Source organism: Oryzomonas rubra (assembly GCF_008369015.1).
GTDB classification, from domain to species: domain Bacteria; phylum Desulfobacterota; class Desulfuromonadia; order Geobacterales; family Pseudopelobacteraceae; genus Oryzomonas; species Oryzomonas japonica.
Map to the genome: position 1 here is coordinate 128,876 of NZ_SRSD01000001.1, position 22,525 is coordinate 151,400.

Here is a 22,525-nt window from a genome sequence, read left to right on the forward strand (position 1 = left end):
GACCAATGATCGGACCTTCGATGAAACGTCATTTTCCCCTATTGTTCCTGCTCTCCACCTTATTCCTGGCTTCCGGCTGTGCCATCTTCACCCCCAAGCCTCCCCTTGAGTATCGGCCCGGCGTCCAGGTGGATACCCTTTCGGCGGGCGTGTCCCTCTCCATCACCAAGGGTGAACAGGGCATGGGCGCAAACGGCTTTCTGCTCTATCAACGCCCCGACCGGATGAGGATGGTGATCCTTTCCCCCTTTGGCACCACCATAATGGAAACCGTTGTGGTGGGCGAAGAGGTCACGGTTGTGGACAATTCCAAGGGGGTGGCGTTCCGCGGCTTGCTGGCCGAGCTTCCCCAACAGGGGCAGGGGGATACCTGGCGCCAGGCGCGCTGGGTCATGGAGGTGCCGGCCCCCGGCAGTTCGTTGCGCGACGGTACCGTGGAGCGGACCAGCAGTATGGGGCTGAAGGAGCGGGTAACCTTCGAGAACGGGCTGGTGGTTGTCAAAAGTCTGGCCAACGGCGACGAGGCCCATTACAACGATTACGAGGTAGTGAACGGCGTGCCCCTGGCCACGGAGATCATCATGTACAGCCACGACGGCGGTCGCTTCCGCATCAAGATCACCGAACCGGAGGTCAACACCGACCTGGCGCCGGAGGCCTTCACCCCCCATGTGGACAACCTGACCATCTACCCGTTGTCCGCACTGCAAGGAAAGCAATAATCCATGTTCCGCGCGTGGTCCTCACGTATCATCGCCGCCAGCAACTCCCTTACGCGCCGTCACCTGGAATGGGTCTTCCGTGTCGCCTCGACGCGCCCCCTGGCCGTCATCTGCCTGTTCGCGGCTGCCGTGGTTCTGGCGGTCGCCATGATTACATCCATCCATTTCGAAACGGATATCTTCCGGCTTTTCCCGTCCCGCCAGCCAGCCCTCAGGCTGTTGCTCGATTCACTTGAGTGGACCGGCAGCGCCAATGAAGCCTACTTTCTGCTGGAGGGCGATCCACCGTCCCTGCCTGCAGAGGCCGGACGTTTTGCCGAGCGTCTCGGACAGGCCCGCGTCGATGGTCAGCCCGCCTTCAAACGAATCACCTGGAGGATCTACGACGAAAGTCAGGCGGCATCCTTCAAAGAACTGATTGCCTATGCCGTCATCCACCCCCAACTCTTCATTCAGCCGGATGATCTGCCTCGTTTTGTTGCCCGTTTTGCCCCCGACCAGGCAAACGCAGCCCTGCAACAACTCCAGGCCAATCTGGCCGGGCAGTTCGGCGGTTTTGCCAGCGGCTTGGCCACCGTTGATCCGTTTTCCCTGCGCGACCTGATCCTGCCGCGTCTCAAAACCGGCGGTCAGGCCCTCGATCTCGATCCGGCATCCCCCTATTTTCTCTCCCGCAACGGTGCGGTGCTGATCATGATCGCCGAACCTGCCAGACCGGTCCAGGACATGGTGTTCGCCCGCAAACTGGTGGCGGCCATCAACGATGCCCGCCGTGGTTCTCCGATCTCGATCTCCTGCGCCGGTGCACATATCAGCGCCGTGCTGGATGAAGCGGCGATGAAGTCCAATGTCCTCGTCAGCATCGTTATCTCGCTCTTGGTGGTGTTGGGCATTTTCTACATCGCCTACCGGCGCTTGCTGCCTACCCTCCTTATTCCGCTGATCCTGGCGTGCGGCGTGCTGTTCGCCCTGGGGACCGCCGGGCTGTTTCTCCGGTCGATCCATATCATTTCCTTTGCCTTTACCGCCCTCATCACCGGCATCGGCACCGACTATTCGATCCACATCTACGACCGTTTCCACAGCGAGCGGGCTGCCGGAAAAACATCCCAGGAAGCGTTGGAACTGGCGATCCTCGACACCGGTCGCGGCGTCTTCACCGCTGCCATTACCACGGCGGTCCCGTTTTTGGCGCTGATGGTGTCCGATGTCCGCGCACTCTACGAACTCGGCCTGCTGGTGGGGCTGGGGGTGATCTATTCCCTCTATGCCACGTTGTTTTTCCTGCCGCCTCTGCTGTTGTTCATGGAACGCCGATTTCCCATCACCTACCGTCCCATACCCAGTCTCGGCCTGCCACGCCTCTGGCGCGCCGTGCTGCGGCATCCGGCGGTGGTTGCCACAGGTTCCCTGCTGATGACGGCAGGGCTCTGCTGGGCGGCTTTTTCCATCACGTTCGATGGCGAACTCAAAAACCTGCAGCCGCGCCATTCCGAGGCTTTTCTCGCGCAGGAAAAGATCGAGCGGAACTTGAGTATCGCGCCGAAACAGATACTGGTGGCGTTGGAGGGGCGTGATCTGCCCGATGTTCTGGAGCGGGTTTCGCGGCTGGACGCACTGGCGGCATCCCTTCAGGCGCGCGGACAGATCGTGGCGTGGTCATCCCTCTGCCGTGTGATCAACAGCCAGAAGACACAAATGGAGTTGTCTCTCCGGCTACGGGAACAGTTCGGCGGCGCACGCCTCGAAAAGTCCATGCGGGGGGCGCTTGACCGGCAGGGGTTTGCCACGGGGCAGTTTCAGCCATTTCTGAATGGGATGAGCCATCTGCAACGAGCCGTACCGGTAAGCCCCGAAGAGGCGGTGGCCCGCCTTTCGGCCTCGCCGCTCAAAGGGGTTGTCGATCGTCACCTGGTTAAAACCGCTACCGGTTACCATGCCTTGGCGTATCTGCACTATTCCGGCTCCACGCTCGATCTGCCCGCTTTTCAAGCCGCGCTGGCGGCTCTGGACCCTGCGGCGCGCGTGACCGGTATCGACCTGATCAGCAACCAGTTGAAGGATGCCGTACGGAACAGCTTTACCGGCGCCTTCCTGTTGGGTGGGGTGCTGGTGCTGTTCTTTCTTTTGGCTCATTTTGCAAGCATGCCGTCGGGGGTGCTCTATTCCCTGTTTCCGGTGGCGGCGGCATCAGGTTGCATGTTGGGGACCATGGCGTTGAGCGGCATGGGGCTCAATTTCATGAATGCCATGGTGTTGGTGACGATTGTGGGGATGGGGAGCGATTTCGGCCTGTACATCCGTTTTCGGGTCACGGCGGAGACGTCCGGCGAACGGGAACGGCAGTACGTGCAGATCGGCCGGTCGGTCTTCCTTTCGGCCATGACCACCATCGTCGGGTTCGGGTCCCTAGCCCTTACCGACTACGGCGCCATGTCTTCCATCGGCTGGGCCACTAACCTGGGGGTGGGGTTCATCACCTTCTTTTCCCTTGTGACCCTGCCGGCGGCCATGGCCCTGAAGGGTTTCTCCCGGACGGGCTGACAGGGCTGCTGGAGGCCGCATGATGATAGGCTGATTGAAAGTATACCTCGTCAGAGAGGTGAGGATAGCGGTTCTGCTTGTCGGTGGCGGAATATGGTGGGGCTATGCCCGTCTCACCAAAGCTAAGAAATTTTATTTCGGCCAGTCCTGTCTCTACCGTCAGTGGAAGAAGGATATCCCCACCAGGAACTTGCTGGAATTGAGCGGCTCGTTGGGCGCGGCGGTTCCGGCGTTTGAGATGTGATGGTAGCGGTACTCGGCCATGAGTGCCGTGTCCTTGCGTACGAAGTACTGCACCCCCGTCCCCCCCTGGTAGGAAAAATCCAGCTTGGTCCCCATGGTGGGCAGCCCCAGATCCACATAGAGTATCCCCCCGCCGGCAAAGACGTAGGGGGAGATGCCGTCCAACCCGGTAAATTTCCAGCTTCCCAATAGATACCCCCCCACCATGGACCTGGCGTCATGGTCCACGGCCATGTGATAGGGCACCTCCACCAGCAGTTCGTGTCTCCCCTGATACCAGCTTCCCCTGCCGACCTCCTGGGAGAGAAAACGGCCATAGCGGGCGATTGCGTCCCATGTCTGCACCTGGGTGCGGGTGGCGCCGAAATAACGGTGGGTAATGCCGTAGCCGGTCAGCAGGGCACACTCCGATTGGGCCGTGGTGACGGCGGTTTCTGCCCGGACCGGGAGCGGGGCGAGGAAGGCAATGAGGGCAAGGGGGATCAGGATTGTATTTTTTGTCATACGAGAAGTTCACCGACCTGTTGTGTGGAGTGGTATTGATGGTTGTGCGATATCATGTCTCGAACCCGTCCGGCTTATCCGCGGCCGTTAAACGGGTGGTTTCAAGTTCGGCAATGACCTGGGCGCCCAGGAGCAGGATAAGGGCCGACACCTCGATACTGAGCAGGGTCACCACCACCGTGGCAATGGAACCGTAGATGATGTTGACCATGGAGAGGGAGGCGTAATACCAGACCAGTATGCGGCGGGTGATCTCCCATAACAGTGTGGCAGCCACTCCGCCGATCAGGGCATGGCGAAAGGTAACCCGTACCACCGGCATCACCAGGTAGATGGACGTGAGCATCAGCAGTTCGCCGGCGATCCCCAGGGTATACAATGCAATCCGCTCCGTGCCGGCCAGGCTCACGCTCCGGTTGAACAGGACCAAATGCCGGCTTTCAAGGGTCTCCACCGCACCCACCACCACCGATACCAGCACGATGCCCAGGGCAAGGGCGCAGATATAGATGAAGGGAATCAGGGCGGAGACGAGGAAACCGCGGCGTTCGTGTCTCACATGATGGAAAAAGATCACCGAGATGGCGTTTTCCAGGACCGTAAAGGCGATGGAACTGAAAAACAGCATGACGATAAAACCGATGAAGCCGATCACCTGGCGGTTTTCCACAAATACCCGCACCTGTTCCAGCAGGGTGGCGGTATAGCCGGGCACCACCATCTCCAGGTAGGTGGACATGGTGGCTACCAGCCGTTCCTCGCCGATGACGTGGGATAGCACGGTCAGGACGAGGATCGACATGGGTACCACCGACAGCAGGGTGTAGTAGGCCACGGCGCCGGACAGCAGAAAACCCTGGTTGCGCTGGAAATCCCGCACAACGGCGGCCATGAAGCTGAAAAAACGGCTCGCCTTCCCTGGGTCGCTATACGGTTTGTTCGTCATGACTAGGGCTCCCCTTCCGGTGGTCCGGCTTCCTTCTTGTGGCCGTCCCACCACCCGGGTCGATTGTGTCTGATCCAGACCGGGATGGCCAGCAGCAGGGCGACCAGGGCGAGCCCCATGATGATCTGCTGCACCAGGGAAACGTCGGTGAAAAAGGTCTTGCCGTAGTAGTTGAGCAGGACCGTGCCGGGGGTCATGCCCACCAGTGTGGTCAGGGCAAAGGCGCGGAGCGACATGCCGGTCAGGCCGGCACCGTAGCTGACCAGGGCAAAGGAGAAGACCGGCTCGAGACGGGCGAATAGGACGATATACGCCATCTGGCGTTGGGGATAATGGCCGTTGAAGGCGATCTCCCGGTGCAGGAGCCGGGTGATCGCCTCCCTGCCCAGGGCATGTGCCAGGAGAAAGCAGGCAATGGCCCCGGCCTCGGAGCCGATGAGCGAATAGACGGTGCCCCAGAACGGGCCAAAGAGCACGCCGCCGGCCACATCCAGGGGGGCGTTGGGGACAACGGTCAGTACGATGGCGACGGTCCTGAGGAGGATATAGGCCAGGGGCGCCAGAATCCCCATGCCCTTGATCCTGGATTCGAGCCACCGGGAGTCCAGCCATTCGGGCGGCAGCTCACTCCAGACGAGGCCGCAGAGGACGACCAGGAGGACGGCGAGCAGCGCCCCCTTGACCAGACATACCCCCTCTTTGGCTGTTTTACTCACAGTTTCTCTCTTGCCGGCTTCGTCGGAAAACCATTTCGACCTATGACCGTATGATCGCCTGAACTTTTCACCACTTCTGCTTCCGCTCGAAGGCCAGTATCTCCGGCAGATGGCGCAGGAATACCAGGATGCTGTGGGGCGATTTCCAGAGCATCTTCGTGTAGCCCCAGTGGATGCGGGTGCGATGGTAGAAACGACGGATGAATTCGTTGTAGAGCCTTTCCAGCTGTTCCTTGGTCATCCCCGTGGGCACGAAGACGAAGTTCATGCAGTTCATCAGCTCCCAGTTCTCGTCGAACTCCCCCTGCTCGCGGATGGTCTTGTAGATCGGCGCGCCGGGGAAGGGGGTGAATTTTGTGACGTTGATCTCTTCCAGCGGCAGGGACAGGGCGTAGTCGATGGTGCGGCGGATGGCGGCCTCGTCCTCCCCTGGCAGGCCGATCATGAAGAGTCCTTTGACCCGCATCCCCGCTTTCTTGACCATCTGCAGCTTTTTGCCCACCTCGTCCAGGCCGTAGAACTTGCGATGTTTCTTGAGTACCTCCGGGTCGCCCGATTCGATGCCGAAGTTGACCTGCCAGCAGCCGGAACGCTTGAGCAACGCCAGGAGTTCCTCATCCACGTGCTCGAGCCGGGCGATGCAGTTGTAGGTCACCTTGAGCCCCCTTTTCGCCTTCAGGTCGCAGAATTCCGCCACCCGCTTGCGGTCGAAGGTGAACAGGTCGTCGTAGAAAAAAACGTGGCGGATGCCGTAGTCACGGTTGAGCATGGCCACGTGCTCGACGATGTATTCGGGCGAGTTGAAGCGGAAGCCGCGGGAGAAGACCGAACGGTCGCAGTAGGAGCAGGCATAGGGACAGCCGCGGCTGGAGATGATGCTCGTGTTGGGGGCCGTGGGAAAGCTGAACAGCGGCAGGGTGTAGCGTTCGGGAAAGCCGGGCAGCAGATGGTAGGCGGGGAAGGGGAGGTCGTCAAGGTTGGCAATCAGTTCACGCTGGCTGGTGAATACACCTTTGCCGTCGCGGCGGAAGGCGATGCCGGGCAGGGACTCCACACCCTTGAAACCGGCCTGGGCCAGCTCCAGCATGGTCTGTTCCCCTTCGCCGATCACCAGGTAATCGATGGCCGGGAAGTCGTCCAGGAGCGGCGCGCCCATGGTGCAGGGGTGGGCGCCGCCGAAAACCGTGACGATCCGGGCGTCCCGCTCCTTGATGGCGCTGGCGATGCGGTACCCCTCCCGGAAGGCGGAGGTGGTGGTGGAGAATCCCACCGCGTCGGGGCGGCGGCGGATGACCTCATCGGCCAGGTCGTCAACCCCCAGGGGCGTTGCATAACAGTCGATGATCTCGACTTCGATGTTGTGGCGCTCGAGCCAGGCGGCGATACTCATGATCCCCAGGGGGGGCATGATGTTGAAGATGGTGGTGATGTCCTGCACGCCCGGCATGAAGTTGCTGCCGTGGGGGTGGATGAAGATTACTTTCACTCAACGACCTCCAGGATGCCTTCCATTCCCTTCTCCCGGTGGCTGGCAAGGAACGGCGGCTTTTTGTCGCAGTAGAACGGATAGCTGCCCACCTTGGTGGGGGTGAAGGCGATGACCTTCGGGTCGCGGGAAAGCGATACATTTACTTTGATGCTGGCCTCCGGGGCATCGATGACGATGGTGTGGGGGATGACCCAGCCATCCTTGCGCACCAGCATCTCCACCGGCTGATTGATCTTGACCACGATGTGGCGGGGTTTGAAGAAATAGTCACCCCCCAGCACCTCCACCCTTTGGACGCCATCCTTGTCCATGGGCACGATGAACGGGGTATCATCGGCATAAATGGCTGCCCCGGCAAGCAAGAACAGCAGGCTGGCAATAATTGTTTTCATGGCGTACACCTCCTTGCGCACGTCCTCTCTATTGCCCCGGAACAGGCAAAGCATTAACCGTGCGCTATTATTTTATAGACTAGCATAGCCGGCCACAAATTCCATGCATTTATTGGCCGAAACGCGTCGTGAAAAGCGGTACTCCTCCTTTGACAATTGCGGCAAAATAGGCCATAGTCTAGCGGTTCATACCGGCAGGATAACAGCGGAGTAGCAATGCAGCAGCGCGCCATAACACCCGAAAAAAGCGACGACGATCTCCAGTTCGATGCCACCCTGCGGCCCCGGGCCCTGGCGGACTACATCGGCCAGGAAAAGATCAAGGGCAACCTGCGCCTGTTCATCGATGCCGCAAAGGGCAGGGGCGAGGCGTTGGACCATGTCCTGCTCTACGGCCCTCCCGGCCTCGGTAAGACCACCCTGGCCAATATCGTGGCCTGCGAGATGGGGGTCAACATCAAGTCCACCTCCGGACCGGTCATCGAGCGCCCCGGTGATCTGGCGGCCATCCTGACCAACCTGGAACCCCACGATGTGCTCTTCATCGACGAGATCCACCGGCTGTCCCATGTGGTGGAGGAGATCCTCTACCCGGCCATGGAGGATTTCCAGTTGGACATCATCATTGGCCAGGGGCCGAGCGCCCGCAGTATCAAGCTCGATCTGCCCCGTTTCACCCTGGTGGGGGCCACCACCAGGGCCGGTTTGCTCTCCTCGCCGCTGCGCGACCGTTTTGGCGTGATCTCGCGCCTGGAGTTCTACACCGAACCGGAACTGGCCACCATCATCAGCCGTTCCTCCCATATCCTGGGTATGGAGATCGAATCCCAGGGCGCCGTCGAGCTTGCCCGGCGCAGCCGCGGCACCCCCCGCATCGCCAACCGCCTCCTGCGGCGGGTACGGGATTTTGCCCAGGTGCGGGCCAACGGCGTCATCACCCGCACGGTCGTTCAGGATACGCTCAAATTGCTGGAAATCGACGAGATGGGCTTTGACCAGATGGACCGCATGATCCTTCTGACGATCATCGACAAGTTCACCGGCGGCCCGGTGGGGCTGGATACCATCGCTGCGGCCATCGGCGAGGAGAGCGACACTATCGAGGATGTGTACGAACCGTTTTTGATCCAGAACGGCTTCCTGAACCGCACCCCGCGCGGCCGGGTCGCCACCCGCGCCGCCTACCTGCACTTCGACCGCATAGCGCCCGAATCACCCCAGGGGAACCTATTCTGACCATGCAGCAGTTTTTCGATTTCCCCATAACACCCGCATACAGCTTCGACAGCTTCGTCGTCTGTGACGGCAATGCCGCGGCGCTCCAGTTCGCCCGGCGCATAGCCGACAGCTCCGATGCCGAGAACCTACTCTACCTGCACGGTCCGGCCGGTTCCGGCAAGACGCATCTGCTCCAATCCATAGCCCATTCCCTGTGTCCCGCTGAAACCGCCTGCTACCTGTCGTGCCGCGACCGCTTTTCCGCCCAGGAACTGGTTGCGCACTTCAACGGAGCCTCGGCCCTCGTGGTGGACGACCTGCACCTGCTCCCTGACGAAGCCTCCCTGCGGGCCGCCCTGTGGCAGGTGTTCAACGACTTCTACGCCAGCGGCCGGAAAGTTGCCCTGGCCGGTCTTCTGCCGCCGCGGGAACTGCCCCATCTGGACGACCACCTGATCTCGCGCCTTTTGTGGGGTCTGGTTGCCCGCGTGGATGCCTCCGACGACCACTCCCGGCGCATGATCCTGAAAAAAATCGCCGATGACCGCCAAGTGCGGGTGCCGGACGATGTGGTCGATTATATCCTGATGACCGCCAGCCGCGAGGTCGGCGCCCTGATCGAGACCTTTGAGGCGCTTTTCCGGCTTTCCATGGCCGAACAGCGCCGCATCACCTTGCCGCTGGCCCGCCAATCCCGTGAACAGATGGTGAGCCGGGGGGCAACCCCATGACGCCTCCCTTCCATAATCGTTTGAAGACCCCGGAAGAGGTCGAACTTGAACGCAAACAGCGTGAAGCAAAACGCTATCAGCTGGAACTGAACGACTGGGAACGGATGTTTTCCGGCCTTAAGGCCGAGATCCGCACCTTTGAGCAGCTCTACGAGGATACCGTGGGCGGTCGGATCACTGTTCTGGAAGAGCTGGAATGGCAGCTGAATGGCATCCTCGGCACGGAAAAGGCGCCTCCCCGTCAGGAAGAGTCGCCGGACGAGCAGACGTTCAGCCATTTTCAACGCACGACCGACCTGCTGGACGATGAGGATGAAGGGCCACCCGACACCTCCTCCATGAGCATCAAATCGCTCTATCGCGGGGTTGCCAAGGCGGTGCATCCCGACCTGGCATCGGACGAGGCGGACCGCCTGCGGCGCCAGGAGTTGATGGCGGTTGCCAACCAGGCTTACGAATCGGGCGACCGCAAGTCCCTTGAAGAACTGTTTTGGGACTGGGAGGTGGGGACCGGAACCGTTTCAGGCAAGGACGTCGCCTCGGAACTGGTGCGGGTCATCCGCCAGATCGCCCGGCTCCAGCAGAATATCCACGCCGTCATCCTCCAGATCGACGAATTGAAGCAGACGGACATCTATCGCTTCAAACTGCGGGTGGCCGAGGCCCAGGCCGATGGCATCGATCTCCTGGCCGAAATGGTCGCCAAAGCGGACGAGGACATCGCCCGGCTGCGCAAACGGCTTTCGGTGCTGCGGGGGGAGGACGTGACCGAACCCCAAAACTCTCCCCATGTGAAAACGCGGGTCATCCGCTTTCCTGCGGACAAGAGCTACGGCACGCTCTATGTGCGCAACATAGGCTCGACGGACTACCGCGACTGGCAATGGCTGGGGAGCGCGCGGGGCATTAAGGAAGTGTTTCTGGGTAAAGGGGTGCGACTGGACGTCAAGGGGATAGACGGCAACGGGCTGGATTTTCTGGACAGTATGCAGCCGGAGGATCTGCAAGCCCTCTTTCTGAACGATATCGACGACAGCGCCCTGCCGCATGTGACGCACCTTACGGGACTCCAGGAGTTGTGTCTTTCGAACACCGCCATCAGCGAGGACGGTCTTGCGCAACTCACTTCGCTTGGCGAGTTGCAGCGCGTCTACATCTATCACACCGCGGTCGGCGACCAGGGGCTCCACAAACTGACCGGCCTCCCGGGGCTGAAATGGCTGACCTGCAGCGGTACCAAGATCAGCGAAGAAGGCTTGAACAATTTCCGTAGGGCAATGCCCGGTTGCAAGGTTGTTAACTTCAAGTGGCGTTACGACAAATAGGGCTGTGATGACGTCATGATTTTACGGGTCATCCGTTTTGGTAACCTAGTTGCCTTTGCTCCCCCTTCCCATTTCCCTCACGCTGTTGTAGTATGCACGCCCCCAAAAACACAAAAGAACAGGAAATAATATGCCCGTCAGCAAGGATCAGCTTACTACGATCATTCGCGCAATCATTGAAGAAACCTCCCTCACGCCACAGCAGGTCGCAAACACCGTTGAACTCCTGCAAGAGGGGGCCACGGTCCCCTTCATCGCCCGTTACCGCAAGGAACACACCGGTGAACTGGATGAGGTTCAAATCCGTGCTATTGAAGAGCGTTTCGCCTATTTCTGCGAACTTGGGGAACGCAAGCAGACGATCCTCAAATCCATAGAAGAACAGGGTAAACTGACCCCGGAGCTGCGGGAACGGATCGAGGCTACCCGCCAGAAGACCGAACTGGAGGATCTCTACCTCCCCTACAAGCCCAAACGGCGCACCAAGGCCACCATTGCCCGCGAACGGGGACTGGAACCCCTAGCTGACCTGATGGCAGCCCAAGGGGCGACCGTCGGAACGCCGGAGGATGCGGCCCTGGCCTATGTGGACCCCGACAAGGGTGTGCCGGACGCGGCCGCCGCCCTGGAAGGCGCCGGGCATATCCTGGCCGAACGCCTGTCCGACGACGCCGATGCCCGGGCCATGGTACGGCGTTTGACCTGGGAACAGGGGGTGTTTAACTCGCGGGTGGCTGCCGACAAAAAAGAACAGGTCACCAAGTTCGAGATGTACTACGACTATCAGGAACCGCTGAAGGCGATTCCCTCCCACCGCATGCTGGCCATGCGCCGCGGCGAAAAGGAAGAGGTGCTCTTCCTGACCGTCACGGCGCCGCTGGAACAGATCCTGGCCGGTCTGAAGTCCCGCCTGATCACTAACGACAGTATCTTTACCCCGCTTCTGGAGGGGGTGGCCGAAGACGCCTACAAGCGTCTGATCGCCCCCTCCATCGAGGTGGAACTGCGCCTGGAGGCCAAGAATCTGGCTGACGAGGTGGCCATCCGGGTCTTCGGCGGCAATCTTCGCAACCTGTTGTTGGCGCCCCCCGCAGGCGGCAAGCGGGTGTTGGGCATCGACCCGGGGTTGCGCACCGGGTCAAAGTTGGCTGCGGTGGACGGCACCGGCCGTTTTCTGGAACATGTCACCATCTACCCCCACACCGGAGCGGCGCGGGTGCCCCAGGCCCGGCAGGATCTGCTGCGTCTGGTGGAGGCGCACGCCATCGAGATGATCGCCATCGGTAACGGTACGGCCGGTCGCGAGATGGAACTGTTTACCAAGGAAACGCTGGCGGAGGCGGGCAGGTATGTGCCGGTGGTGATGGTCAGCGAGGCAGGGGCCAGTGTGTATTCGGCATCGGATATCGCACGGGAGGAGTTCCCCGACCTGGACCTGACGGTGCGGGGCGCCATCTCCATCGCCAGGCGGCTCCAGGACCCGCTGGCTGAATTAGTCAAGATCGACCCCAAGAGTATCGGCGTGGGGCAGTACCAGCACGACGTGAACCAGGCCATGCTGAAGAAGGCCCTGGACGATGTGGTTGAGTCATGCGTCAACTACGTCGGAGTCGACCTGAACACCGCCTCCTGGGCGCTGCTCTCCTACGTTTCCGGCGTGGGGCCGGCCCTGGCCAAGGCGATTGTCGGTCACCGCGACCGCCAGGGGGCCTTCCCGTCCCGCAAGGCGCTCCTGGATGTGCCACGTTTTGGGGCCAAGGCCTTTGAACAGGCTGCCGGCTTTCTCCGCATCCGCAACGGCGTCCACCCACTGGACAACACCGCCGTGCATCCCGAGCGCTATTCGCTGGTGAAGGTCATGGCCGCGGATCAGGGGGTAACCCTGGCCCAATTGGCGGCCGATCCGGCCCTGGTGGCCGGTATCGACCTGCGCCGCTACGTGAGCGACAGCGTCGGCATGCCGACACTGCGGGATATCATGGAAGAATTGAAAAAACCGGGACGCGACCCGCGCAGCCTGTTCCAGACCGCCAGTTTTCGGGACGACATCCGGGAGATAACCGATCTTCAGGAAGGGATGATTCTACAGGGGGTGGTGACCAATGTGACCGCCTTCGGCGCCTTTGTGGACATCGGAGTCCACCAAGACGGCCTGGTGCACGTCAGCCACCTGGCAAGCCGCTATGTCAAGGACCCCAACGATGCAGTCGCGGTGGGGCAGGTGGTCAAGGTGAAGGTGTTGTCGGCGGATGCGCAGCGCAAGCGGATCGCGCTTTCCATCAAGGAGGCCGAGGCGGGCGGGGGAAAGCCAAAGTCCCAGCGCAGCCCAAAGCCGGAAGCGGTAACGCAGGAAGTGAAAACGAAAACCGGCCTCGATCTCAGTGCTATGGAGAAGGCCGGTTTCCGTGTCAAGCGGAAGTAAGGAATAATTCCAAGTTGCAACCAAAATCGCACTGATCTCAACCACCCCCAACTCCTCCTTATCAAGGAGGGGAGCCTCTCGTCCCCCTCCTGATTCAGGAAGGGTTAGAGGTGGTTAGGTATCAGCTTGAATGCTTTTGGGAATAAGTTTTTTGCTTTTCCTGCTGTGTTTTATCCCTCGATCCTCGGGAAAAGGGCTTCGGTCTTGGTAATCACCGTACCCTCCTTCAGCCCGCCCCAGGTCAGACCGACCAGTTCCTGCTCCTCTCCGCATCCCAGGCTATCAAGCGCCTTCTTCGCCGTGGCCGGCAGGAAGGCCGACAGGATGATGTGTACGATGCGCTGGGACTCCAGGAGACAGTACATGACCGTGGCCAGCCGTTCCTTGAGTGCCGGGTCCTTGGCCAGGGTCCAGGGAGCCGATTCGTCGATGTACTTGTTGCCCGCCGAGATCACTTCCCAGATGGCCTGGAGCGCCTTGCTGAAGGCCAGGTCGTTCATGCAGGTTTCCATGGTGACGATCATCTCTTCGGTGCGCCGTTTCAGCGCCAGGTCGCTTACATTCAACTCCCCCGGGGCAGGCAGGATGCCGTTGAAATACTTGACCGCCATGGCTGTTGACCTGCTGAGCAGGTTGCCCAGGTCGTTGGCCAGGTCGGAGTTGATCCGCTGGACCAGGGCGGGGTGGGAGAAGTCGCCGTCCAGGCCGAAAGGCACCTCGCGCAGCAGAAAATACCTGACCGCGTCCACGCCGTACTTATCGATCAGCATGTTGGGCTCGACCACGTTTTGCAGACTCTTGCTCATCTTCTGGCCCTCGATGGTCCACCAGCCGTGGGCAAAGACCTTTTCCGGCAGGGGCAGACCGGCCGCCATCAGGAATGTGGGCCAGTAAACGGCGTGGAAACGCAGGATGTCCTTGCCGATCAGGTGCACGTTGACCGGCCAGAAACGCTTGTAGTCTTCGGTCGCTTCTGGATAGCCTAGGGCCGTAATATAGTTGGTCAGGGCGTCAAACCAGACGTAGACGATATGCTTGTCGTTGCCCGGCACCGGGATGCCCCAGGTAAAGGTGGTACGCGACACGGACAGATCGCGCAGCCCCTCCTTGACGAAGGAGATGATCTCGTTGCGTTTGCTCTTGGGCTGGATGAAGTCGGGGTGGGAGTCGATATAGGCCAGAAGTTGGTCCTGGTACTTGCTCATGCGGAAGAAGTAGGACTCTTCCTTCAGTTTTTCCACCGGCCGGTTGCAGTCGGGACAGCGGCCGTCGATCAACTGGGTTTCGGTCCAGAAGGTTTCGCAGGGGGTGCAGTACCAGTCTTCGTACTCGCCCAGGTAGATGTCGCCTTTTTCGAGAAGATCCTTGAAGATATGGCTCACACCCTTTTTGTGGCGCTCCTGGGTGGTCCTGATGAAGTCGTTGTTGGAGATGCCTAGCCGTTCCCAGAGCGCCTGGAAGCGCTTCACCACACGGTCGGCCAGTTCCAGGGGAGTTTCGCCGGCGGTTGTGGCGGCCTTTTCCACCTTCTGGCCGTGCTCATCGCTGCCGGTCAGAAAATAGACGTCGTATCCCATGAGGCGCTTGTAGCGGGCCAGGACGTCGGCCGCCACCGTGGTATAGGCGTGGCCGATGTGGGGTACGTCGTTGACGTAATATATGGGCGTGGTGAGGTAGAACGTAGGTTTCATGTCATGCTCCCGGAGTGTTTGGCGTTGGAGTTGTGCTGGTATCGGGCTTGTCACCTTGTTTGCGGCGGTGGCCGTGTTTGCGGTGCCGATTTCTGCGGCGCCCTTCCTGTTTCTTCTGGCCATCCTGCGCCTCGTCGCCGCCGGCCTCGACGGCCGGGGGAGGCGGCGTAACAGCGGCGCGCTTGCTTTCCTCCCGCGTCTCGTCCTTCTGCTGGGGTGCCGGAGCCGGGGACGACGGCTGTCGCTGGTGGTGCTTACGCTCACGCTGCTCGCGGCGGGCTTCGGGCTGCGATGCCGGAGCAGCCGCGGGCAGGGTGGGGAGCGCATCGGCGGCGTTGTCGCTCAGGATCTCGTCGCGCCTGATGGTGATCTGTTTGTTATCGTCGAGCCTGAGCGTAATGTTGCCGGTCAGGATGTTGATCTTGTCGATGACGCCGACGGCAGTTGGGGTGCGGACCCGTTTCCCGCATTTGGGGAAGTTTTTCCGCAGGCAGCAATAGGTTTCGTACTCGTAATCCAGGCAGCAGAGCAGACGACCGCATTGCCCCGATATTTTGCTGGGGTTCAAGGCCAGGTTCTGCTCCTTGGCCATCTTGACCGACACCGGCTGGAACTCGCGCAGGAATGAACAGCAGCACAACTCCCGGCCGCAGATGCCGATCCCGCCGATCATCTTGGATTCGTCGCGCACGCCGATCTGGCGCATCTCGATGCGAGTGTGGAAGGTATGGGCCAGGTCCTTGACCAGATCGCGGAAATCAACCCGACCGTCGGCGGTGAAATAGAACACGGCCTTGCTGCTGTCGAACTGGTATTCGACCCGCACCAGTTTCATCGGCATGGCGCGTTCCATGATCCGTTTGAGGCAGAAGTCAAAGGCGCTTTTTTCCAGCTGCCGATTGCGTTCCTGGGTCGCCATATCGTCCGGTGTGGCCTTGCGCCGGATGGTGACCAGGTTTTCGGGCACCCCCTCGCTGCGTTCGACCGGCCCCCGCAAAACGGCGCCGATTCCCAGGCCCCGTTCGGTCTCCACCACCACCTTGTCGCCGGGGGCGAGATCGAGGTTGCCGGCGTCAAAATCATACAGCTTGCCGGCTGTTGAAAATTGTATGGCTACGATTCGTGGCAAAATATCTCCTTTATTCCAAGCGTCCGATGCGAGCGCCGTATAAACCGGCGGCCCGGACCGATTCGTTGTGATTTAGCACGCCGTGGCGGCAATCCGCATGAACAGCCGGTCCAGGGCGAGCTTGCTGTTGGCGTTGCGCTGGACCGCCCGCCGGGTTTCCATGCTATCTTCCAGTATCTGCAACGTCCGCTGCAGGGGCCATTTGGCGGCAAAGCCTTCCAGCGCCGGGCGGACCGCCGCGTTGACGATGGCACTGCTGCCGGCTGCCAGGTGGGCGGTGTCCTGCATGAACGAGATGAGCATATCCAGGGTTTCCAGGGTCTCGTCCCGGCTGGTGCCCAATTCCTCGGAAGCGTCGAAAATAGTGGCGATCCTGTTCTGGTCAAGAGCCGAAAGGCGCGCCAACAGGGTATCCTTGCGGTTACCCAGGGTGTCGTTGTCCAACTCCTGAGCACGCTGGATACTCCCACCGGACATGGGGGCCAGCAGTTCGGCCGTCTCGGGAGCCATGCCGTGTTGTTCCAGCAGCAGCCGGACGTTCTCGGTGGACAGGGCCGAGAAACGGATCAACTGGCAGCGGGAACGGATGGTCGGCAGCAACATGCCGGCGTTCTCGGTCAGCAGGATGATGATGGCATTGCCGGGCGGCTCTTCCAGGGTCTTGAGCAGCGAATTGCCGGCTGACGGGTTGAAGCGCTCGGCCGACTCGATGATGCAGGCCTTGCGCGGCGCCTCGTAGGGGCGCATGGACAAGTCGCGCTGCAACTCCCTGACCTGCTCGATCTTGATGAACTGGCCGTCCGGTTCGATGTAGTGGATGTCGGCATGGGAGCCGGCGGCCACCTTGCGGCACGAGGCGCAAACGCCGCAGGCGTCATCCTCCCGCTCAGCACAGAAAATTGCCTGCACCAGGGCGCGGGCGGTTGTCTTGCGGCCACAGCCGGCCGGCCCCTCGAACAGGTAGGAGTGGGAGGTCTTCCCGGATCGGAGCGCGCGGCGGAAGACCTCCACGACCCGATCATGCCCTATGATGTCAGCGAACGGCATGGTGCTGTTCCTCCATGCGCGAGACCACCTGCCGGGCGATGGCGGTGGCGATCCGCTCAATCGTATCGCTGCCGTCCACGATCAGGAAACGGTGCGGCTCTCCGGCGGCCAGGGCCAGGTAACCGTCCCTGACCCGCTGGTGAAAGGCCAGGGCCTCCAACTCAAAACGCTCCTCCCGGGGGCCGCTGGAGGTATCTATCCTGCGGCGCGCCCGCTCAAGACCCTGGACCGGTTCGCAATCGATCAGCACGGTCAGGTCGGGGCGCACCCCTCTGCACGCCAGGGTGTTCAGGGTGTCGACGATCTCGCGGTCGATACCTCTGCCGTTGCTCTGGTAGGCGATGGTCGCGTCGGTGAAACGGTCGCACACCACCACGCCCCCCTCATCCAGGGCCGGCTTGACGACCTCGCCCACATGCTGGGCCCGGGCAGCGGCGTAGAGTAAAAGCTCGGTGTGGGGCAGCATGGCGCGGTTGTCGGCGTCCAGCAGGATACTGCGAATCTGGTCGGCAATGGCGCAGCCGCCCGGCTCCCGTGTCTGCGTGACACGCCGGCCGGCTGCCCTCAGGTGTTCGGCCAACAGCTTGATCTGGGTGGTTTTGCCGCACCCCTCGATGCCTTCGAATGTGATGAAATAGCCCACGCCCATCCCTTAGTGCCGTTTATCTGCAAATGCTGAATTATAGGCGAGTTGTCGCGAATTCGCAACTGAATTTCTGTTCATATGTGCATAACTGCGCATGTCTGATAACATGCTTTCTATTGCCAAACTCAGGTCGCATGACTATAGTTCCACTGTTAGGAGAGCAGCGAAGTGACGATAGATTACACCCGTTTGGAAGAACGGCTTGCATACCTTTTCAAGGACCGCAGCCTGGCGTGCCGCGCCTTGACCCATCCTTCCTGGCAGCATGAGTGCAATGAGGCTGAGGGTGACGATTATCAGCGCCTGGAATTCCTCGGCGATGCCGTGTTGGGCATGTTGCTGGCCGAGATGCTCTATTCCCGTTTTCCCGGCTGGCATGAAGGTGACCTTTCCCGTTCTCGGGCTCATTTGGCAGGGCAGGGGACTCTGGCGGACCTGGCCCGTTCCCTTGAACTTGGTGGTTTTATTCGTCTCGGGCGTGGCGAGGAGCAAACCTCCGGCCGTAGCAAGGACTCGATCCTGTCGGATGTCCTTGAGGCCCTGATCGCCGCAGTCTACCGGGATGGGGGATTGGAAGCTGCCCGTACCCTGGTGTCGCGTCTGTTCGACAACCTGCTTGCCGCCCCCGACAGCCGGGAGGTCGGACGGGATGCCAAGAGCGAGTTGCAGGAACTGCTCTCGGCCAGAAGCCTGCCGCCGCCGGAATACCGGCTGAGCGCAGAGTCCGGCCCTCCCCACGACCGGTTGTTTCATTTTCAGTTGCTGGTGGGGGGGAACGTGATGGGGGAGGGCGAGGGCAGGTCGAAAAAAACAGCCCAGCAGGCCGCGGCTGCACAGGCGTTGGAACGGCTTTTATCCAATCGGGAACGCTGACGTGAAAGCGGTCACGGTTCCCTTCTTCATCAGTCATCAGGGGTGCCCCCACGCGTGTGTATTCTGTGACCAGCGCGTCATTTCCGGCTCCAGCGGCAGTCTGCCGAGCCGGCAGCAGATTAGCGACACCATCGATTCCTGGCGGAGTTCCGCCGCCGGCCGCCCCCTGGATGTGGCTTTTTTCGGCGGCAGTTTTTCCGCCCTGCCGGAACAGGTGCAGGATGAGCTGCTGGCCCCTGTTCAGTCCTTTCTGGAGAGCGGCGTTGTGCGGTCGGTCAGGGTCTCCACCCGGCCGGACTGTCTGGATGACGCTACGGTGCGTCGCCTGGCCGGCCAGGGGGTTTCTGTCATCGAGATCGGCGTGCAGTCCATGGATGACGACGTCCTGGCGCTGAGTGGCCGGGGGCACGATGCGGCCGCATCCGAGGCTGCTCTGCGCTGCATCAAGGAACAGGGCCTGGCTGCCGGGGCCCAGTTGATGCCTGGCCTTCCAGGCGACACCCCCGCCGCTGCGTTCAGGTCGCTGGAACGGGTAATCGCAGCCGGGGCGGATTTTGTGCGGTTCTACCCGGTGGTGGTGCTGGCGGGGACACCGTTGGCCCGGAGTTATCAAGCGGGTGAATACCGCCCCCTGGATTTGGAACAGGGCATTGCGCTCTGCAAGCAGCTTCTGCATCGTGCCATGCGGGGCGGGATTGATGTCATCCGCATCGGCCTCCAGGCCGGCGATGGGTTGAACAGTGCCACGGTGCTGGCCGGTTGCTGGCACCCGGCGCTCGGTCAGTTGGTGCGTTCGGAGCTGTATTTTGATCTGGTGCGGCAGATCGCAGCGGCTGTGCCCGACGATGCGCCTTTCAGTGTGACCTGCCATCCTTCACGAGTCTCGGACGTGATCGGCCAAAAACGGCGCAACCTGGCGCGCCTGCGGCCATCCGGCATCTCTGTCCGGGTCGTTCCTGATGACGCTCTTTTGCTGGAAGAGGTTGTGGTTGAATACTTGGGGCATTGCTTTAAAGGTAATATTATAACGGATTTGAATTACAACATCAGCGAGGTATAAATCATGCGTAAAGAATCACTGGCATTTCTGGAAAAGCTTCTCGACGCCCCGAGCCCTTCCGGCTACGAACAGCCGGCCCAGCGGGTCTTTCGCGACTATGTCGCCCCCTACTGCGATGAGTTGACCACCGACGTGATGGGCAATGTCTTTGCCCGCATCTCCGGCAAGGGTAAGGACCTGCCGCGGGTCATGATCGTGGGGCATACCGACGAGATCGGCCTGCAGGTCAAGTACATCGACGACAAAGGGTTTCTCTATTTTGCCGCCGTGGGCGGGGTGGATGCCCACTTGACGGCCGGCAAGCGGGTCAATGTCCATACCGCGGGCGGCCCTCTGGCAGGCGTGATCGGCAAGAAACCGATCCACCTCATGGACGCCAAGGACCGGGAAACCGTGGTCAAGCTGGAATCCCAGTACATCGATATCGGCGCCAAGGATAAGAAAGAGGCCCAGAAGCTGGTGAGGGTCGGCGATGCGGTTACTTTCGAGAGCGCCTTCACCCGTCTGGTGGGTGATCGGGTGTCGTCGCGCGGCTTCGACGACAAGGCGGGTTGTTTTGTGGTGGCCGAGGTGCTGCGCCTGGTGGCGGCCGGCAAGAAAAAACTGGCCGTGGATCTCTACGGTGTTTCATCCGTCCAGGAGGAGATCGGCCTGCGGGGCGGCACCACCAGTTGCTATGCCGTCAACCCGGACGTAGGTATCTGTGTCGAGGTGGACTTTGCCACCGATCAGCCGGATGTGGAAAAGAAGCACAACGGCGAGGTAGCCTTGGGTAAAGGGCCGATTCTGACCCGAGGGGCCAACATCAACCCTCATCTCTTCGACCTGCTCTCCGTAGCAGCCGATAAGGAAAAGATCGACGTACAGCACACCGCCAATCCCCGGGCCACCGGCACTGACGCCAACGTCATGCAGATCTCCCGCAACGGTGTGGCCACGGCCCTGGTCAAAATTCCGCTCCGTTACATGCACACGCCGGTGGAAACCGTTTCCCTGGGCGATCTTGAGGCTGCCGCCAAGCTGATCGTGGCCACCTTGGAGCGGATTGCGTCCCGGGAGGAGTTCATTCCCCGCTGAACCGGGCATTCGTGATTGCTTTGGGTACGGAATGATTTGGGATAATTGTTGGGACAAGCCGTAGTCTCCGTCTGCAAAGGGCCATTCTACGGCCTGTTCCTTTCACGTTCAGTCACGGTTTCAAGTATACTCCTACCTTCTCCTTTTATCTTGACTTGCCTGATTCCCTGTACTAACTTCTTTAAAATTAATCAGCGAGGAGTTTTGTATATGCCCTATGACAAGTTAACGGAAGGCCTAACCTTTGACGACGTCCTCCTTGTGCCTGCTCACTCTCTTGTTTTGCCCCGCGATGTCAACCTCTCCACCCGCCTGTCCCGCAACATCCCCCTGAACATACCGCTGGTCAGCGCCGCCATGGATACGGTTACCGAAGCCCGCACCGCCATCTGTATGGCCCGTGAAGGCGGTCTCGGCATCGTTCACAAGAATCTCAGCATCGAGGCCCAGGCCCAGGAAGTCGACAAGGTCAAGAAGAGCGAATCGGGTATGATCGTTGACCCGATTACCATGCGGCCCAACCAGAAGATCAGCGAGGCTCTGGACATCATGTCGCGCTACCGCATCTCCGGCGTGCCGATCACCAAGCCGAACGGCAAGCTGGTGGGGATTCTCACCAACCGGGACCTGCGTTTCGAAACCGATTACGACCTCTTGATCTCGGCCCGCATGACCAAGCGCAATCTGGTGACCGTGCCGGTGGGCACCACCCTGGAACAAGCCAAGGAACACCTCAAGCATACCAGGGTCGAAAAGCTGCTGGTGGTTGACGATGATCACAACCTCAAGGGGTTGATCACCATCAAGGATATCGAGAAGGTCAAGAAATACCCCAACGCCTGCAAGGACAGCCTGGGCCGCCTGCGGGTCGGCGCGGCGGTTGGCATCACGGCCGAGATGGAGGCCCGGATGGAGGCCCTGATCAGGGCCGGGGTCGACGTTATTGTCATCGATACCGCCCATGGCCACTCCCAGGGGGTAATCGACGCCGTGATCCGGGCCAAATCGACCTTCCCCGGTGTCGAGATCATTGCCGGCAACATCGCTACGGCCGAGGCGGCCGAGGCGTTGATCAAGGCGGGCGCCGACGGCCTCAAGGTCGGGATTGGCCCCGGCTCCATCTGTACCACGCGCATGGTGGCCGGCGTGGGCGTGCCGCAGATCACCGCCATTCACGAGTGTTCGCGGGTTGCCCACAAACATGGCGTGCCGGTCATTGCCGATGGCGGCATCAAGTATTCCGGCGATCTGCCCAAGGCGATTTCGGCGGGCGCCGACAGCATCATGATTGGTTCGCTCTTTGCCGGGACCGAGGAGTCGCCGGGCGATACGATCCTCTACCAGGGCAGGACCTACAAGAGCTACCGCGGCATGGGCTCCATCGGGGCCATGAAGGACGGCAGCAAGGACCGCTATTTCCAATCGGACGTGGGCGAGGATGTAAAACTGGTGCCGGAGGGAATCGAGGGGATGGTGCCGCTGCGCGGACCGCTTTCGGCCAATATCCACCAATTGATGGGCGGCCTGCGGTCGGGCATGGGCTATACCGGTTGCGGCTCGATCCCGGATATGCAGGAGCAGAGCCGCTTCATCCGCATCACCGGAGCGGGTCTCAAGGAATCCCATGTGCATGACGTGACGATTACGAAAGAGGCTCCGAACTACCGGGTCGGTAATTAGGGATAAACCGCAGACATTACTAAACGCAATCCGCCACAGAGCCCAGAGAGCCAGACGCAGTACTCCCAGG

General features: G+C 60.8%; 19 protein-coding genes. 10 read left to right on the plus strand and 9 right to left on the minus strand.

The genetic code is table 11. The features are described 5' to 3' along the window. Positions 1–20 precede the first annotated feature (20 nt). On the plus strand, positions 21–722 hold the full coding sequence (locus ET418_RS00610; RefSeq protein ID WP_188055187.1) for a lipoprotein insertase outer membrane protein LolB: 702 nt from the start codon (positions 21–23) through the stop codon (positions 720–722). 3 nt (positions 723–725) lie between these two features. Further along, complete coding sequence (locus ET418_RS00615; RefSeq protein WP_149305639.1) at positions 726–3,266, plus strand: MMPL family transporter; 2,541 nt, start codon at positions 726–728, stop codon at positions 3,264–3,266. Positions 3,267–3,425: 159 nt separating this feature from the next. Here ET418_RS00615 and ET418_RS00620 read toward each other — a convergent pair whose 3' ends face one another. The 5 genes from ET418_RS00620 to ET418_RS00640 form a co-directional block, all read right to left on the minus strand. Continuing rightward, positions 3,426–4,013 (minus strand): acyloxyacyl hydrolase, encoded by a 588-nt coding sequence (locus ET418_RS00620; protein WP_149305640.1) that lies wholly within the window; start codon positions 4,011–4,013, stop codon positions 3,426–3,428. Positions 4,014–4,065: 52 nt separating this feature from the next. Further along, positions 4,066–4,959 (minus strand): YihY/virulence factor BrkB family protein, encoded by an 894-nt coding sequence (locus ET418_RS00625; protein WP_149305641.1) that lies wholly within the window; start codon positions 4,957–4,959, stop codon positions 4,066–4,068. A 2-nt stretch (positions 4,960–4,961) separates the two neighbouring features. Continuing rightward, positions 4,962–5,675, minus strand: a complete 714-nt coding sequence (locus ET418_RS00630; RefSeq protein ID WP_149305642.1) for a TVP38/TMEM64 family protein — start codon at positions 5,673–5,675, stop codon at positions 4,962–4,964. A 67-nt stretch (positions 5,676–5,742) separates the two neighbouring features. Beyond that, entirely contained in the window at positions 5,743–7,161 is a 1,419-nt protein-coding gene (locus ET418_RS00635; RefSeq protein WP_149305643.1) for a B12-binding domain-containing radical SAM protein, read from the minus strand. Next, positions 7,158–7,556 carry a cupredoxin domain-containing protein gene (locus ET418_RS00640; protein WP_149305644.1) on the minus strand — a complete coding sequence of 133 codons (399 nt, stop codon included), beginning with the start codon at positions 7,554–7,556 and terminating at the stop codon, positions 7,158–7,160. The genes ET418_RS00635 and ET418_RS00640 overlap by 4 nt, the downstream gene beginning before the upstream one ends. A gap of 216 nt (positions 7,557–7,772) precedes the next feature. On the opposite strand from ET418_RS00640, the gene ruvB reads away from it, so the two are divergent. The 4 genes from ruvB to ET418_RS00660 all read left to right on the plus strand — a co-directional run bounded on the left by ruvB (position 7,773) and on the right by ET418_RS00660 (position 13,252). Then, on the plus strand, positions 7,773–8,792 hold the full coding sequence (gene ruvB, locus ET418_RS00645) for a Holliday junction branch migration DNA helicase RuvB (RefSeq protein ID WP_149305645.1): 1,020 nt from the start codon (positions 7,773–7,775) through the stop codon (positions 8,790–8,792). Positions 8,793–8,794: 2 nt separating this feature from the next. Continuing rightward, positions 8,795–9,505, plus strand: coding sequence for a DnaA/Hda family protein (locus ET418_RS00650; protein ID WP_149305646.1), 711 nt, complete (start codon positions 8,795–8,797; stop codon positions 9,503–9,505). Then, positions 9,502–10,830: a J domain-containing protein gene (locus ET418_RS00655; protein ID WP_149305647.1), complete on the plus strand. Its 1,329-nt coding sequence runs from the start codon at positions 9,502–9,504 to the stop codon at positions 10,828–10,830. The genes ET418_RS00650 and ET418_RS00655 overlap by 4 nt, the downstream gene beginning before the upstream one ends. 130 nt (positions 10,831–10,960) lie before the next feature. Continuing rightward, a complete protein-coding gene (locus ET418_RS00660; RefSeq protein ID WP_149305648.1) occupies positions 10,961–13,252 on the plus strand; it encodes a Tex family protein in 2,292 nt (763 codons plus the stop codon). Between the two features lie 170 nt (positions 13,253–13,422). Here ET418_RS00660 and metG read toward each other — a convergent pair whose 3' ends face one another. The 4 genes from metG to tmk form a co-directional block, all read right to left on the minus strand. After that, positions 13,423–14,943 carry a methionine--tRNA ligase gene (metG, locus tag ET418_RS00665; protein ID WP_188055240.1) on the minus strand — a complete coding sequence of 507 codons (1,521 nt, stop codon included), beginning with the start codon at positions 14,941–14,943 and terminating at the stop codon, positions 13,423–13,425. Position 14,944: 1 nt separating this feature from the next. Next, positions 14,945–16,072, minus strand: coding sequence for a PSP1 domain-containing protein (gene ricT, locus ET418_RS00670; protein WP_149305650.1), 1,128 nt, complete (start codon positions 16,070–16,072; stop codon positions 14,945–14,947). 72 nt (positions 16,073–16,144) lie between these two features. Then, positions 16,145–17,119 carry a DNA polymerase III subunit delta' gene (holB, locus tag ET418_RS00675; protein WP_149305651.1) on the minus strand — a complete coding sequence of 325 codons (975 nt, stop codon included), beginning with the start codon at positions 17,117–17,119 and terminating at the stop codon, positions 16,145–16,147. Further along, positions 17,106–17,762: a dTMP kinase gene (gene tmk / locus ET418_RS00680; protein ID WP_149305652.1), complete on the minus strand. Its 657-nt coding sequence runs from the start codon at positions 17,760–17,762 to the stop codon at positions 17,106–17,108. The genes holB and tmk overlap by 14 nt, the downstream gene beginning before the upstream one ends. Positions 17,763–17,933: 171 nt before the next feature. Between tmk and rnc the strand changes: the two genes are divergently transcribed. From rnc to guaB, 4 genes are all read left to right on the plus strand, one after another. Beyond that, positions 17,934–18,638 (plus strand): ribonuclease III, encoded by a 705-nt coding sequence (gene rnc, locus ET418_RS00685; RefSeq protein ID WP_149305653.1) that lies wholly within the window; start codon positions 17,934–17,936, stop codon positions 18,636–18,638. A 1-nt stretch (position 18,639) separates the two neighbouring features. Continuing rightward, the gene (locus tag ET418_RS00690) at positions 18,640–19,698 is read left to right on the plus strand and encodes a radical SAM protein (RefSeq protein ID WP_149305654.1); all 1,059 of its coding nucleotides are present in this window, start codon (positions 18,640–18,642) and stop codon (positions 19,696–19,698) included. Between the two features lie 3 nt (positions 19,699–19,701). Further along, a complete protein-coding gene (locus ET418_RS00695) occupies positions 19,702–20,775 on the plus strand; it encodes a M42 family metallopeptidase (protein ID WP_149305655.1) in 1,074 nt (357 codons plus the stop codon). Positions 20,776–20,985: 210 nt separating this feature from the next. Then, entirely contained in the window at positions 20,986–22,455 is a 1,470-nt protein-coding gene (gene guaB / locus ET418_RS00700; protein ID WP_149305656.1) for an IMP dehydrogenase, read from the plus strand. The last annotated feature ends 70 nt before the right edge of the window (positions 22,456–22,525 follow it).

What these genes read in the sequence shown, in the direction of transcription:
- ET418_RS00610 (WP_188055187.1), top strand. Translation starts at nt 21, where the DNA reads ATGAAACGTCATTTTCCCCTATTGTTCCTGCTCTCCACCTTATTCCTG.
- guaB (WP_149305656.1), top strand. Translation starts at nt 20,986, where the DNA reads ATGCCCTATGACAAGTTAACGGAAGGCCTAACCTTTGACGACGTCCTC.
- ruvB (WP_149305645.1), top strand. Translation starts at nt 7,773, where the DNA reads ATGCAGCAGCGCGCCATAACACCCGAAAAAAGCGACGACGATCTCCAG.
- ET418_RS00625 (WP_149305641.1), bottom strand. Translation starts at nt 4,959, where the DNA reads ATGACGAACAAACCGTATAGCGACCCAGGGAAGGCGAGCCGTTTTTTC.
- ET418_RS00620 (WP_149305640.1), bottom strand. Translation starts at nt 4,013, where the DNA reads ATGACAAAAAATACAATCCTGATCCCCCTTGCCCTCATTGCCTTCCTC.
- metG (WP_188055240.1), bottom strand. Translation starts at nt 14,943, where the DNA reads ATGAAACCTACGTTCTACCTCACCACGCCCATATATTACGTCAACGAC.
- ET418_RS00640 (WP_149305644.1), bottom strand. Translation starts at nt 7,556, where the DNA reads ATGAAAACAATTATTGCCAGCCTGCTGTTCTTGCTTGCCGGGGCAGCC.
- ET418_RS00695 (WP_149305655.1), top strand. Translation starts at nt 19,702, where the DNA reads ATGCGTAAAGAATCACTGGCATTTCTGGAAAAGCTTCTCGACGCCCCG.
- ET418_RS00660 (WP_149305648.1), top strand. Translation starts at nt 10,961, where the DNA reads ATGCCCGTCAGCAAGGATCAGCTTACTACGATCATTCGCGCAATCATT.
- ET418_RS00655 (WP_149305647.1), top strand. Translation starts at nt 9,502, where the DNA reads ATGACGCCTCCCTTCCATAATCGTTTGAAGACCCCGGAAGAGGTCGAA.
- ET418_RS00615 (WP_149305639.1), top strand. Translation starts at nt 726, where the DNA reads ATGTTCCGCGCGTGGTCCTCACGTATCATCGCCGCCAGCAACTCCCTT.
- holB (WP_149305651.1), bottom strand. Translation starts at nt 17,119, where the DNA reads ATGCCGTTCGCTGACATCATAGGGCATGATCGGGTCGTGGAGGTCTTC.
- ET418_RS00650 (WP_149305646.1), top strand. Translation starts at nt 8,795, where the DNA reads ATGCAGCAGTTTTTCGATTTCCCCATAACACCCGCATACAGCTTCGAC.